Below are 14,222 nucleotides of genomic sequence, written 5' to 3'. Positions count from 1 at the left end.
AAAAACACCCCGCCATTAAGGACAGGGTGTAGGTCATAAAGATTGTGAGGACACGGAATGGTTTACACTTTTCCCCGTTCTCATTCATCTTTACAGCAACACCCTTTTAAGCCTCTCTGGACTTCTTTTAAAAGGTGATCTATTGTTTTGATGCAATATCTTATTTTCCAAATATATCTCCGGATATTTTTTCCCGGTCAGGAAGAATCAAGTTAAGAAGGATTCCGACGATGGCTGAAAGTGCCATTCCGGAAAGCGATACCGTTTCCGATAGTTGCACGAACGCTCCTCCGATTCCTAACACCAGGATGACTGAAGCTATCATCAGGTTTCTTTTTTTGTCAAAGTCGACCTTATTATCAATCAGCATCCTCAATCCACTTGAGGCGATGATACCGAAGAGCAAGATGGAAATGCCGCCCATCACAGCTGTAGGTATCGAGCTGATGACTGCTGAAATCTTACCGTTAAAGCCAAAGATGATTGCAGTCAACGCTGCCCCTCCGATGATATAGACACTGTACGCCTTCGTCATGGTCAGGACCCCAATATTTTCACCATACGAAGTAAGCGGCGGCCCACCGATGAAGGACCCAATCATGATTCCTGCGCCATCTCCTAAAATCGAGCGATGCAAACCTGGCTTTTCCAAAAAGTTTCTGCCGACTACTTTGCTCAGTACCATCTGATGTCCGATATGTTCTGATAAAGTTACGATGGCAACCGGTACCATGATGGCAATGACTTCCCATGAGAAGGTCGGTGTGTAGGTTACATATGGAAACATGAATTCAGGCATTTCCCACCATTTCGCTGCCTTGATCGGTTCATAATCTATTATTCCCGCTACAGCCGAACAGCCGTAGCCCACTATGATTCCCATTAAAATGGGGATCAGGTTAATGAATCCCTTAAAGAACACGTTGCAGATGATGGTTACCGCTAAAGTGATCAGCGCTATAATTATATAAGTGACGCTGTATTTATCTTGCGGATCATACATTGCCATGTCCACTGCCGTTCCGGCAAGGCTTAATCCGATTACGATAATCACCGGACCCACCACAACCGGAGGAAGTATATTCATTAACCAGCGCAAACCGACTTTCTGGATGATCAAAGCTACAACCCCATATATGAACCCTGCTGCAAAACAGCCGATCATGGCCGCTTCCGGTCCTCCCAAAGCCTTAGCCGCGATGATTGGCGTAATGAAAGCGAAAGATGAACCGAGATAAGCTGGTATCTGACCTTTCGTTATCAGTAAGTATGAAAGTGTTCCCAACCCGCTTGAAACCAGTGCTACCGCCGGGCTTAAACCTACCAGGAATGGCACGAGCACCGTTGCACCGAACATGGCGAACAAATGCTGGATGCTTAAAGTAATCCACTGTCCAGCCTTTGGCACGTCCTCGACATCCAGTACGATGTCCCTTTTCGTTTCTTCCATTTCCGTATCCCCCTCATGAAAATTCCATCAAAACTGTAAAAACCCTCTTTGCTGTATACAAAGAGGGTTTCTCAGAAGGTAAATGCCTATACATAGGCACAGCTCTTCCGATTGACTCCCCTTTGCCAGCCTCTCTGGACTGTCTTTAAAAGGGTAATATGAAATTTTCATGGTGTTTAGTTTTCTAATATAGTAACTTGATCTGCTTGATCTACTTCTGTTAAAGTAACAGTAATTTTTTCAGATTGTGAAGTCGGAACGTTTTTACCGACGAAATCCGCGCGAATCGGCAATTCCCTATGTCCCCTATCCACTAATACGGCAAGCTGGATCTGCGAAGGTCTTCCCAAATCCACCAAAGCATCCATTGCCGCTCTAACGGTTCTGCCTGTGAAAAGAACATCATCCACTAAAATCACTTTCTTGTCAGTGATATTGACCGGAATGTCAGAGCCTTTTACGATGGGTTCCCCATCATTGCTCTTTTTCGAAAGGTCGTCGCGATAAAGCGTAATATCCAGTTCACCCAGCTCTATTTCCTTGCCTTCTATTTGATTGATGCGCTTCGCAAGTCGGTCAGCGAGGAAAATCCCGCGTGTACGTATCCCGATTAAGACGCAATCCTCAATCCCCTTATTTTTCTCAATGATTTCATGGGCAATCCTCGTCAAGGCTCTGCTAATGGCCTGCTCATCAAGTACTATGGCTTTCTCATTCAACACGTCGGCCACCCCGATTCTTTTTTCTGATAAGTCCATTTCAACAAAAAAATCCTCATGCCAAGAAGGCATGAGGATTTTATCGCCGTGGGCATAACTATCCCACTTTGCGTATCCGTTTCCTTCTCAGTCTCTCTGAACTGTGTTAAAGGTTCTTATTAAGTTGTTATTATAATATATCAAAAAAGTGAATGTGTCAATCCTTACTTCTACGTAATTGATTAATTAGATTTTCAAACTCCTCCGGAATCGGAGCTTCGAATTCCATATACTCATTAGTACGTGGATGAATGAAACCTAGAAGACCGGCGTGCAACGCTTGTCCATCCAATTTCAGGGTCTTTTTCGGACCATATTTCGGATCTCCCGCCAGTGGGAAGCCAATGTATTTCATATGAACACGGATTTGATGTGTCCTTCCCGTTTCAAGCTGGCATTCCACCAAAGTGAAATCTTTGAAGCGTTCGATGACACGGAAATGCGTGACGGCATTTTTGGCATTCGAATCTGTGACAGTCATGCTTTGGCGATCTTTTTTATCGCGGCCGATCGGTGCATCGATCGTTCCGAAATCATGAGGGATCACACCATGTACTACAGCTTGATACTTACGGGTAACCGTTTTGTCAACAAGCTGCTGTACCAATTTCTCATGTGCCATATCATTTTTGGCAACCATCAATAGACCTGATGTATCTTTGTCGATCCGATGGACAATTCCAGGACGCATGACACCATTTATTCCAGAAAGATCCTTGCAGTGAGCCATCAATCCATTTACAAGCGTGCCAGATACATGTCCCGGTGCCGGATGGACGACCATACCGCTCGGTTTATTAACCACGAGTACATCTGCATCTTCATAATAGATATCCAAATCCATTTCCTCTGCTACCGCATCCAATTCCTCAAGTTCTGGAATCGTCACTTCGATGGTATCGCCAGGAACAGCTTTGTAATTCGTCTTAATAACCGCGCCATTTACCAAAACATGATCTTCCTTGATCCATTGCTGGACCTGAGTGCGAGACCATTCCTCATTCAAAGTGGAAAGGGCCTTATCAATCCTAACTCCTTTTAGTGTTTCATCGATGCTGTATAACCTTTTATCCATTATCTTTCTCCTTAGCGTTTTTTTCTTCTAAAAACATATGAATCACGAGCAGTCCGACACCAATTGAAAGCGCAGCATCAGCAACATTAAATACCGGGAAACTGTAGCTGAAAATATAGGTATGAACGAAATCCACTACTTCCTGACGGGCAACACGATCGATGAAATTACCAATCGCACCGCCTAGCATAAGACCAAGTGCAACTCCAAGCAAAATGCTTTCCTTCGCCATTTTCTGAATATAATAGACAAGTCCAATAATGACAGCGATGGTGATGATGTAGAAAAACCACATTTGACCTTGTAGAATTCCCCATGCTGCCCCACGATTACGATGCGAGGTGATATATAGAAGGTTTTCAATAATTTCAATGCTTTCTCCGTACTCCATTTTTTTCACAATCATCCATTTTGTCAGCTGATCGAGAGCTATGACCAAAAGGGCAATCAAATAATAAAACACATTTTTTCCCCCAAACTAATCAAATCTTCACTTTTGAATTGTAGCATAAACTAGAAATAATGACTAATCCGAAAAACATAAGTCCGCTAACTGTTCTTTAAGAATATCGGGAAGATTGAATAAAGGCAATTACCGATTGGGTTTTAGCTTTCATTCACACAAAAAAGCCGGCCCTTCATATAGGGACCGGCGTTTTTGCAGGAATTATTGATTCACGTAATGTTCTTTCACGACTGTAGCACAACGCGGGCAAAGTGTTGGATGATCCTCCACTTGACCTACTTCCTTCGAAACATTCCAGCAACGCTCACACGTTTCACCTTCTGCTTTTGTAACAAGGATCGCTATATCCTCAAGTTTAACCGCTTCGGTTGGGGCACTTGCCACATCTCCAGCGATTTCAAATTCGGATACGATGAATAGCTGTTCAAAGCTTTCCTTGATGCCATCAAGCAGATTTTTCGTTTCTTCATTAACATATACCATCACTTTAGCATTCAGTGATTTTCCGATGACCTTCTGGTTACGGGCTTCTTCCAATGCTTTCAGGACATTATCACGGACATCCATGAACGCCGTCCATTTTGCTTCAATGACTTCAGCATCATCAATGGAAATTTCTTCAGGCATCAATGTCAACTGTACACTTTCTTCCGTTACACCCGGAATAAACGCCCATACTTCATCAGCTGTATGAGATAGAATCGGTGATACCAATTTGGTTAAGCTGACCAATGATTCGTAAAGTACCGTTTGAATGGCCATACGTTCTTTCCCATTTGGTGCTTCACAATAAAGAATGTCTTTTGCATAATCAAGGTAGAACGAACTTAAATCCTGTGTACAGAAATTATTGACCATATTATAAATGGTAGCAAACTCATAGTTTTCATAACTTAGCTTCGACTGTTTGATCAGTTTATTTAATTTAACCAGCATGTATCGATCGACTTCAGGCAATTCTTGAACAGCCACTTTATCGGTCTTAGGATTGAATCCATCCAAGTTCCCTAACAGGAAGCGGAATGTATTACGGATCTTACGGTAAACTTCCGAAACTTGTTTTAAAATAGGATCGGAAACCCTGACATCCGATTGGTAATCCACCGAAGCTACCCAAAGGCGTAAGATATCTGCTCCAAGTTGATTCATGACCTTGGATGGCAGTACAACGTTCCCAATCGACTTACTCATTTTACGGCCTTCGCCATCCAATGCGAACCCGTGACTAAGTACACCTTTATATGGTGCTTTGCCTGTAACGGCAACGCTTGTTGAAAGTGATGAGTTAAACCAGCCGCGATATTGATCGGACCCTTCTAAATAAAGGTCCGCAGGGCGTTGCAAGTCGTCTCTTTCTTCAAGTACCGCTTGATGAGAAGAACCGGAATCGAACCACACGTCCATGATATCCGTTTCTTTCGTGAAGATACCATTCGGGCTGCCTTCATGTGTATAGCCCTCAGGCAGAAGATCTTTCGCTTCACGCTCAAACCAGATGTTTGAACCGTGTTCGCGGAATAGGTTTGAAATATGGTCGATGGTTTCATCCGTTATGATCGGCTCGCCATTTTCTGCATAAAACACTGGAATTGGCACGCCCCAAGCGCGTTGGCGGGAAATACACCAATCCCCACGGTCACGGACCATATTGAATAGGCGCGTTTCGCCCCAAGCCGGTACCCATTTCGTTTCTTCAATCGCTTCCAGAAGTTCATTGCGGAAGTCCTTGATTGACGCGAACCATTGTGCTGTTGCACGGAAAATCGTTGGCTTCTTCGTCCGCCAGTCATGTGGATAAGAGTGCGTGATGAACGTCAAGTTCAATAACGCGCCTGCTTCAGTTAATTTTTCGGTAATCGGTTTATTCGCTTGATCATAAAATAATCCGGCAAATTCCCCTGCTTCTTCCGTCATGACCCCTTTTTCATCTACAGGACAAAGTACATCCAAGCCATATTTTTGCCCAATGATAAAGTCATCTTCACCATGGCCTGGCGCAGTATGAACACAGCCCGTTCCAGCTTCAGTCGTTACGTGCTCACCTAACATCACTAAAGATTCACGGTCATAAAGAGGATGTTTGGCAACAGCCCGGTCCAACTCGCTCCCTTTTACTGTTTTTTGGATGGACGGGTTTTCCCAGCCTAATGTTTCCGTAACTGATTCAAGCAGTGCCTCAGCAATTAAGAATTTTTCATTTTCGACAGCCACCACTACATAATTTAATTGCGGATGCAATGAGATACCAAGATTAGCCGGAATCGTCCATGGAGTTGTCGTCCAGATGATGATCTTGACGCCTTCATCGATTACACCTTTGCCATCTGTGACTTCAAAAGCAACATAGATCGACGCAGAGCGTTTGTCTTGATATTCAATTTCAGCTTCGGCTAGCGCTGATTCACTTGAAGGGGACCAGTAAACAGGTTTTTTCCCTTTATAAATGTAGCCTTTTTTCGCCATTTCACCGAATACCTTGATTTGCTGTGCTTCATATTCAGGCTTCAATGTGATATAAGGATTTTCCCAATCACCACGGACCCCTATTCTCTTAAACTGCTCACGTTGATTGTCAATCTGGCCATAAGCATACTCTTCACAAAGCTTTCTGAATTCGGCAACGCTCATTTCTTTCCGTTTCACGCCTTTTTTCGTCAATGCCGTTTCGATTGGAAGCCCATGGGTATCCCAGCCAGGTACATACGGTGCTTGAAAACCGCTCATCGATTTAAATCGGACAATGAAATCCTTTAAAACCTTATTCATTGCATGGCCCATGTGGATATCGCCATTGGCATATGGAGGTCCATCATGCAAAATGAATAAAGGGCGTCCTTCCGTTTGTTCTTGCACTTTTTTATAGATGTTCATTTCTTTCCATTTTTCCTGGATTTCCGGTTCACGCTTCGGCAAATTCCCCCGCATTGGAAATTCAGTTTTAGGCATCAATAAGGTATCTTTGTATTCCATCATAATATCCTCCATCCGTCTTTTAAAAAAATTCATTCGAACCGATGACTTGATATCCGGCCAAAATAAAAAGCCCTCTCATCCCTAAAAAAGGGACGAGAAAGCTTTGCTTCCCGCGGTACCACCCTGGCTAGTAAGATTCACGAAGTGAATCCAACCTCTCGAGCATTCGTAACGTGAATGAAACGCTTCATTTACTTACTGCAAAAGCAGGTTCAACTCAGAACTCAAGGGTGATCTTCAATATCTTCGCTTATTCCGGGCTTTCACCATCCCCGGTTCGCTAAAAATAAGTGTGTGAAGAATTTACTTTCCCTGTCATCGTCTAATTTCATAATGAATTGTATTGTTAAAAAATTATATGCGAAAAAAGTGTTCAAAGTCAAGGAATCGTTTAAATTTCCTCTTCCACTCTCTCATTTAATTCTATTTCAGTCGCATCCACTTCATAATCCAGAAGATGATCCCAATCGTCATTGTCCAGTAAATCGAGCTGTGCACCGACAAGCATTTTGAAACGTGTTCGGAATACTTTGGATTGCTTTTTCAAATCTTCAATATCCATTGCTATTTTCCTTGCTTTCACAAGTGACTCATTTACGATCCTGTCAGCATTTTTCTCTGCTTCCTTTATGATCAGTTTCGCTTCTTTTTGGGCATTGCGCCTTAATTCTTCGGCTGCTTCCTGAGCGACAATAATCGACTTGTTAAGTGTACCCTCAATTGTCGTAAAATGTCCCAAACGATCGAAAGTCTCGTTCAGTTTATCTTCAAGTTCCTTCTTCTCCCTCAAAATCAGTTCATAATCTTTAATGACCTGGTCGAGAAATTCATTTACTTCATCTTCATCATACCCTCGAAATACTTTGTTAAATTCCTTGTTATGTATATCTATCGGGGTTAAGGGCATTACGGCACCTCCAGAACGGTTTCTACTCTAGTATGTTAAAACTCTATATTCGACAATAAATTTATGATTCCTGCTTTTTCTTGAATTATTTTTGTCTGCCTAACGAGATTCTCCACTTATCCTTCTTGGTTTTCCCATCGATTGAAGTTATTTTACATCTGCCAAAACCTCTTATGGAAAGTGTGTCACCCTCACGGCATTCTTCCGAGACGTTTTCCGTTTGCTTGAAATTCACCTTTACTTTTCCTGACGTTATCAAGGACTGGGTTTTTTGACGGGACAAATTCAGGACGGCCGATAGCACACTGTCAAGCCTAAGAGAACTGACGGTGGTTACTTGCTCTTCCCATTTTTCCTTAACTTGAACGATATTCTCGATTGGAAGCCGTTTGATGGAAACGGAAGCATTACCTATTTTCTCAAGATTTCCAGTGAGATATGAATCCATCTCTTCGGCAGCTATAAATTGAATATGATCTTCCGTCACTATTATATCACCAAATTTTTCACGTTTTACCCCAAGTGACATCAAGGTTCCAAGTATTTGCCTATGTTCAAGCGTTACAAATTTTTTTGGATAGGAGATATCGTATAAGGAGATATTGAAATCAGATGGTTCAGGAGAGTAATAATCAGGGTAAATGAGCACACGTTTTCGCTCTACGAAATCGCTCCCGCCATTGAATTGCAGTTTCGCTTCCGGATCATTCCCTATTAGGGAAGTAAGGATTTCCTGCTGACGCGGATCAAGAAAATCAGATAGTTTCGGAGCGTAGGAATGTTTAACCTGATCAATCCAATTCATGGCCTGATCGATAAAATCTTTTTCCTCCGGCCTGAAATGCTGATAAATACTCATGATTGAATAAATGCTCCTTAATTATCAAATTAATGGTCGTTCATATGGAATTGATTGAACTCATTCTGCGTTGCAACTACACAGCGGAAAATGTTCCGACTGTGTAGTAATATGCATGTCAGGTTAATTGTTGATCATCCAATTAATGTCTGTAAGTAATAGATTCCATAACCGCTGGCAAAATTAAGAACCAGCAAGGCCACAAGAGGTGAAAGATCAATCATGCCAAGTGGCGGAATGAACTTTCTGAACGGTTCTAAATACGGTTCGCAAATTTTTTCCAAAAATTGACCGATTGATGTCTCCCTTGCATTGGGGAACCATGACATCAATATGTAAACGATTAATGCCATTGAATAAATTTCAATTAAATAATATAAACCCTGAAGCACTAGACCCATTAACCATTACCACCTCGCTTCTTCGTACTCCTCTTCGGCGGCGAAGCCGGTAATATTACCGGAAACATCGACGTTGTCCGGAGTACATAAGAATATATCTGTTCCGATTTTTTGGATATCCCCGCTGATTGCATAGACAGTCCCACTTAGAAAATCGATGATTCGCTTTCCTTGGTCATGCTGGATTCGTTGAAGGTTCACGACTACTGCGCGCCTGTTTTTCAAATGATCAGCTACCTCCTGGGCTTCTGCATAAGCACGCGGCTCCAATAATACTACTTTAGAAGATTTCTGTACGCTTTGCAAACTTACGATATTCTGATTGGTATTATTCCCTGCAGAAGCGGACTGCTGCTGTTTAGCTGACTTCACGACTTTTGGTTCAGCCTCCTCTTCTTCCACCACTTCATCCCTGTACTCATACTCATCATCCAGCGCGAAATAAGATTTAAATTTTGATACGAACGACATCTATAGCGTACCTCCTTAAAATTATTCGCCTACAAGTGCTGTACCAATCCGGATCATTGTGGCGCCTTCCTCAATGGCAATCATGAAATCATTGGACATCCCCATGGACAATTCAGTACAGGGGGCATGCTCCAACTCCAAAGCTTGTACTTCAACCTGGATGCCCTTCAGTTTCCGGAAGCATTCCCGCAAAATCCGTTCATCATCGGTCAATGGAGCCATCGTCATCAATCCTGCAACATTCACCTTATCAAAAGCAGATAACCCTTTTATGAAATCAATAGTCGCCTCTGGATTCAGACCATGTTTTGATTCCTCACCAGATACATTCACCTGCACTAAACAGTTTATCGGCTCATTTGCGCGTTTTTGAATTTCTTCTGCCAAAGAAATGCGATCCAAAGAATGGATATATGAAATTTTGTCGATGACATTCTTAACTTTCCGTGTTTGCATGGAACCAATATAATGCCAGTTTGGCTTGTCCTTCAGCACTTCATATTTAGCCAATAGCCCTTCGTCACGGTTTTCGCCCAAATCAAGTATTCCCGCTTCCAATGCTTCATTCGCTCTCTCGACCGAAACATATTTCGTCACTGCGATTAACTTTATCGCTTCTCGGTCCCTTCCACTATTTTCACATGCAATATTTATTTTTTCTTCGATGTTTTTTAAATTGTCCACTACTTTCACTGTTACTCTAAATCCTCCTTCCAACCGATAAAACTCATCAATCTGCCTGTCTTCCCGTTATCACGGCGATGTGAAAAAAACAATTCATGATCACAGCTTGTACAGTATGATGTAACGTCGATCTGACTATTTGGAATTCCTGATTTTTGAAGAATCAATGCATTAAGTTGCTTAAGGTCTAACTGATATTGTCCTTCACTGATTAAATTATAGGGCTTTTCGTCAATATCTACCAGCAAATTCTGCACTAAATCCATGACATAATCATCAACTACATAGCATTTCGAACAAATCGAAGGTCCAATAACAGCAAATATCTCACTTGCTTTTATACCCTCATTCAGCCATGCCTCAACCATCTTTCGTGCAATCCCATTAACCGTGCCCTTCCAGCCAGCATGTGCCACCCCAATCATACCATGTGCCGGAGCAAGAAAGTATAAGGGCACGCAGTCTGCAAAGCAAAGGGTCAATAGAACGTTTGGATCCTTCGTATAAAATCCATCAGTCGCTTTAAAGGCTGAATCATAATCCGCAGCACCTCTCCCGCAATCGCGGCTGGTAACCTGATGGATATTCGTTTCATGTGTCTGCTCGGCCCCTATCCATTCATTAAGCGGATATATCAGCTTATCGGCTATAATCCTGCGGTTTCCCTGGACATCACCAAGTTTATCCCCGACATGAAAACCGGTATTCAATGTTTGGAAATCACCTGTACTGACTCCCCCATTTTTTGTGGTGAAGCCCGCTACGAGCTGGAGATTTTTTTGTCTCCAGCTGTCAATGAGCATATATTGGTCTTTTATTAAAACAAATGGCTCTTTCATGCTATAAACCTCTTTATTTTTAGTCTAGTGTATCATATATTTGCGCCATGCACCTTTAAAAACGTTCATCTTTCAGTTCTCCTTGAAATACCGTCTGATGTTCAACAAGTATGACATCCGCACCGATTTTTTTTATTTTGCGCCATGGAATCACAATGTCTTGTTCTCTTCCAAAAAAACCCATCAATCGGGTGCCATTTGAAACGACGATGGCCTCTATTTTCCCCGTGGCCGTATTTATTTCAAGGTCTGACATATTACCCAACTTCTTCCCATCCGCTATATTGACGATATCCTTTATTTGAAATTCCGAAATCCTGGTCACATCACTCAGCTCCTCAAAAATTCATCATAGATGAAGGTCCTATTCCTATGTATATGACAAGATGCGCTCAAGGATGAAGATTACGATAAATAAACGTCCCCGATTCACGATCTCTTCCGGAAGGGATTTTCAACAAAATAAAAAAGCCGCAATGGATAAGTAGCTATGAAGCGGGTATCGACATTTTTGCCCTGCCCGCTTCAGCTAACTTTTTCTCATGCTCAGCTTCTACTGTTGGATATTTTTATTCATTTGCTTGATTGCCGCTTTTTCCAAGCGGGAGACCTGTGCTTGTGAAATGCCGATTTCCTCGGCTACCTCCATTTGCGTCTTCCCTTGGAAAAACCGTTTGCGAAGGATCATTTTTTCCCGGTCATTCAACCGTCTCATGCCTTCATTTATAGCTATTTCATCAATCCAGGTACTATCTTTATTTTTTTCATCACTCAGTTGGTCGAGTACATAAATCGGATCCCCGCCATCATTATAAATCGGTTCAAAAAGTGAAACTGGATCTTGTATAGCATCTAGTGCAAAAACAATTTCTTCATGAGGTACTTCCAACACCTTGGCGATTTCTTCAGCTGTCGGCTCACGAAGGGTCTGGCTAATGAGCTTTTCTTTTACCTGCAAAGCTTTGTAAGCGATGTCTCTTAAAGAACGGGATACCCGAATCGGATTATTGTCACGAAGATATCTTCTGATTTCTCCAATAATCATCGGTACAGCATACGTTGAAAACTTAACATTTTGACCTAGGTCAAAGTTATCTATCGACTTCATCAACCCTATACAGCCTACCTGAAATAGATCATCTACATACTCTCCCCGATTGTTGAAGCGTTGAATGACGCTTAGAACGAGTCGAAGATTCCCGTTTACCAGTTTTTCTCTTGCTGAAATATCGCCATCTTGCAGTTCTTTAAAGAGTTTTCTCATTTCTTCATTCTTTAAAACCGGTAATTTTGATGTATCCACACCGCAGATTTCAACCTTATTACGAGACAAAATTATTCCCTCCTCACAGGAGCGCTGTACAAAAAACAGTATTTCCGCGGGAGGAAAAAATATGCACATGGCTAGAACAGAAAATCCCGATTATTTTTCAATATCGCTACCGAAGTATTGATTTGATTGACATTTAAGCACTTTATTTTTTTACACCATTTTATTAAATTCTTTACGAAGCCTCTTAATAATCCGTTTTTCCAATCGCGAAATGTAAGATTGGGAAATCCCCAGCATGTCGGCAACGTCCTTTTGGGTTTTTTCTTCTCCTCCTGCAAGTCCAAAACGGAGTTCCATTATCTGTTTTTCACGTTCCGATAACTGTGTAAGTGCTTTTGTCAGCAACTTACGGTCAACGTTTGCCTCTAGGTCTTTCGTGATAATGTCATCATCCGTTCCAAGTACATCGGATAACAGAAGTTCATTTCCATCCCAATCAATATTCAGAGGTTCATCAAAAGAAACTTCAGAGCGGATTTTGTTATTTCTGCGTAAATACATCAATATTTCATTCTCGATGCATCTCGATGCATATGTAGCCAGTTTTATTTTCTTCTCAGGATTGAATGTATTCACAGCTTTAATCAAACCTATGGTACCTATGCTGATTAAATCTTCAATGTTGATGCCTGTATTTTCGAATTTCCTGGCAATATAAACAACCAGCCTTAAATTTCGTTCAATCAAGATCGAGCGTGCAGCTTCATCGCCATTTGGTAATTTATTGATCAGTATTGCCTCTTCTTCCTTTGAAAGGGGCGGCGGCAGAGCCTCACTCCCTCCTATATAAAATATTTCGTCCGTTTTCAATCCGAGCTTGAACAATAGTTTGTACCAAAAGTAAGTAAGCCGAAGAATGAATTTCTTCAAAATAATTCTCCCTTCTAATAAACGGATTATGGGTCAAATTTAAGAGTGAATCGATGGTTCAGGAGGCAGTTTGCACCGGTATGCCGGTTAACATCTTCGGGTGAACGATAGATTGATAGCTATTGTCGGGAGAGAGTTGTTGAAAGGTAAACGAAATGAGACCCTGCTTGACATGAAATTCTTTTTCTCCTTGAACGATTTTAATATAATCCGGTTTGATTGCGGTTAACAGCTGATGTTCATGACCTACGACTTTATAAGGGATGACACGCATTCTTCCTGTCCATGAATATTCGGGCTGCACTTCCTGACTAATCAGGGTATCGGGGTTTTTAAAGAGCTCTAGCATATCATTCGGAATTCCTGTTTCCGCGCCTGAAAGTGAAATGATCATTACTGGGGAGCGTGTAATCGGGTCATATAGTTGATTGCCGCTATCCACCAATCCATGAAACGTTCCTTCAAAGTCAGAAATTTTAACCGAGACCGAAACCATTTGTTCATGTGTAAGCTTAGTCATTTCCATCCCTTCTAGTGTTCGCTTGGAAAATTGCCAGGCGAGCGGGAACCCGATCATTACGAATATCCAGCTGACAGGGTCGCCAAAACGATTGATTCCGGCATATTGACCAGGGTCCTTGGACACGATTTGGAATTCAAATAGGTAGTGAAGTCCCAGAAGGATTCCTCCCGATAAAAATGTCACAAAATATAAAGTGGCCACCGATTTAACGAAAAGTTTTAACCTATTAAACCCAAAGGTTGCCAGCACCATGACCATGGATACTAAAATCTTCATGTATACCCCGTCGGCAATTGCATAAAAAGGAGTGAATGCCAATACGATAATGAAGGAACCAATCAGTCCGCCGATGCACACCCGCCAAAGAGCTACCCTTCGTTTGAGAATGATTGCGGTCCAATATAAAAGGAGGCAGTCAAATAACCAATTCAATAACCAGATCACATCTAAATATAAAGTCAAACACCCTCCCCTCCTTATATGAACTAACCTTCCACTAGCAAAAAGTATAGCGTACCTGCCCTAAGAAAGTGTGTCACTTTTTGTACCGAAAACTTAAGAGTTTTTCAGTCATTTTTACCCTTTTTGTAGAAAATCAGCTATTGATATTTTC

The 14,222-nt window shown here is 41.9% G+C and carries 15 protein-coding genes; all 15 read right to left on the bottom strand.

Going from position 1 to position 14,222, the window contains the following annotated elements:
* Nucleotides 1-160 precede the first annotated feature (160 nt).
* The 15 genes from J7I96_RS09015 to spoIIGA all read right to left on the bottom strand — a co-directional run bounded on the left by J7I96_RS09015 (nucleotide 161) and on the right by spoIIGA (nucleotide 14,071).
* Nucleotides 161-1,450, bottom strand: a complete 1,290-nt coding sequence (locus J7I96_RS09015) for a solute carrier family 23 protein (RefSeq protein ID WP_214768610.1) — start codon at nucleotides 1,448-1,450, stop codon at nucleotides 161-163.
* Between the two features lie 176 nt (nucleotides 1,451-1,626).
* The gene (gene pyrR, locus J7I96_RS09010; protein ID WP_214768612.1) at nucleotides 1,627-2,208 is read right to left on the bottom strand and encodes a bifunctional pyr operon transcriptional regulator/uracil phosphoribosyltransferase PyrR; all 582 of its coding nucleotides are present in this window, start codon (nucleotides 2,206-2,208) and stop codon (nucleotides 1,627-1,629) included.
* A 157-nt stretch (nucleotides 2,209-2,365) separates the two neighbouring features.
* Complete coding sequence (locus J7I96_RS09005) at nucleotides 2,366-3,283, bottom strand: RluA family pseudouridine synthase (protein WP_034313849.1); 918 nt, start codon at nucleotides 3,281-3,283, stop codon at nucleotides 2,366-2,368.
* On the bottom strand, nucleotides 3,276-3,746 hold the full coding sequence (gene lspA, locus J7I96_RS09000) for a signal peptidase II (protein WP_034313851.1): 471 nt from the start codon (nucleotides 3,744-3,746) through the stop codon (nucleotides 3,276-3,278). Before lspA ends, J7I96_RS09005 begins: the two co-directional genes overlap by 8 nt.
* Before the next feature lie 204 nt (nucleotides 3,747-3,950).
* The gene (gene ileS / locus J7I96_RS08995) at nucleotides 3,951-6,719 is read right to left on the bottom strand and encodes an isoleucine--tRNA ligase (protein WP_034313854.1); all 2,769 of its coding nucleotides are present in this window, start codon (nucleotides 6,717-6,719) and stop codon (nucleotides 3,951-3,953) included.
* A gap of 394 nt (nucleotides 6,720-7,113) precedes the next feature.
* Complete coding sequence (locus J7I96_RS08990) at nucleotides 7,114-7,629, bottom strand: DivIVA domain-containing protein (protein ID WP_034313857.1); 516 nt, start codon at nucleotides 7,627-7,629, stop codon at nucleotides 7,114-7,116.
* A gap of 85 nt (nucleotides 7,630-7,714) precedes the next feature.
* On the bottom strand, nucleotides 7,715-8,488 hold the full coding sequence (locus tag J7I96_RS08985) for a YlmH family RNA-binding protein (RefSeq protein WP_214768614.1): 774 nt from the start codon (nucleotides 8,486-8,488) through the stop codon (nucleotides 7,715-7,717).
* 134 nt (nucleotides 8,489-8,622) lie between these two features.
* Nucleotides 8,623-8,889 (bottom strand): YggT family protein, encoded by a 267-nt coding sequence (locus J7I96_RS08980; protein ID WP_034313862.1) that lies wholly within the window; start codon nucleotides 8,887-8,889, stop codon nucleotides 8,623-8,625.
* A gap of 6 nt (nucleotides 8,890-8,895) precedes the next feature.
* Complete coding sequence (locus tag J7I96_RS08975; RefSeq protein ID WP_034313864.1) at nucleotides 8,896-9,360, bottom strand: cell division protein SepF; 465 nt, start codon at nucleotides 9,358-9,360, stop codon at nucleotides 8,896-8,898.
* Nucleotides 9,361-9,381: 21 nt separating this feature from the next.
* Nucleotides 9,382-10,053, bottom strand: coding sequence for a YggS family pyridoxal phosphate-dependent enzyme (locus J7I96_RS08970; protein WP_214768616.1), 672 nt, complete (start codon nucleotides 10,051-10,053; stop codon nucleotides 9,382-9,384).
* A gap of 2 nt (nucleotides 10,054-10,055) precedes the next feature.
* The gene (gene pgeF / locus J7I96_RS08965) at nucleotides 10,056-10,883 is read right to left on the bottom strand and encodes a peptidoglycan editing factor PgeF (protein ID WP_214768618.1); all 828 of its coding nucleotides are present in this window, start codon (nucleotides 10,881-10,883) and stop codon (nucleotides 10,056-10,058) included.
* 55 nt (nucleotides 10,884-10,938) lie between these two features.
* Entirely contained in the window at nucleotides 10,939-11,208 is a 270-nt protein-coding gene (locus J7I96_RS08960) for a YlmC/YmxH family sporulation protein (protein ID WP_034313870.1), read from the bottom strand.
* 228 nt (nucleotides 11,209-11,436) lie between these two features.
* The gene (gene sigG, locus J7I96_RS08955) at nucleotides 11,437-12,216 is read right to left on the bottom strand and encodes an RNA polymerase sporulation sigma factor SigG (RefSeq protein WP_034313871.1); all 780 of its coding nucleotides are present in this window, start codon (nucleotides 12,214-12,216) and stop codon (nucleotides 11,437-11,439) included.
* Between the two features lie 150 nt (nucleotides 12,217-12,366).
* Nucleotides 12,367-13,086 (bottom strand): RNA polymerase sporulation sigma factor SigE, encoded by a 720-nt coding sequence (gene sigE / locus J7I96_RS08950; protein WP_034313874.1) that lies wholly within the window; start codon nucleotides 13,084-13,086, stop codon nucleotides 12,367-12,369.
* Between the two features lie 58 nt (nucleotides 13,087-13,144).
* Nucleotides 13,145-14,071 (bottom strand): sigma-E processing peptidase SpoIIGA, encoded by a 927-nt coding sequence (spoIIGA, locus tag J7I96_RS08945; protein WP_214768620.1) that lies wholly within the window; start codon nucleotides 14,069-14,071, stop codon nucleotides 13,145-13,147.
* Nucleotides 14,072-14,222 lie beyond the last annotated feature (151 nt).

The sequence above is a fragment of the Bacillus sp. ISL-78 genome (genome assembly GCF_018613455.1).
Lineage (GTDB): Bacteria > Bacillota > Bacilli > Bacillales > DSM-1321 > Peribacillus > Peribacillus frigoritolerans.
The sequence above is the reverse complement of the archived record's forward strand: the minus strand, read 5'-3'. Positions and strand labels throughout refer to the sequence as shown.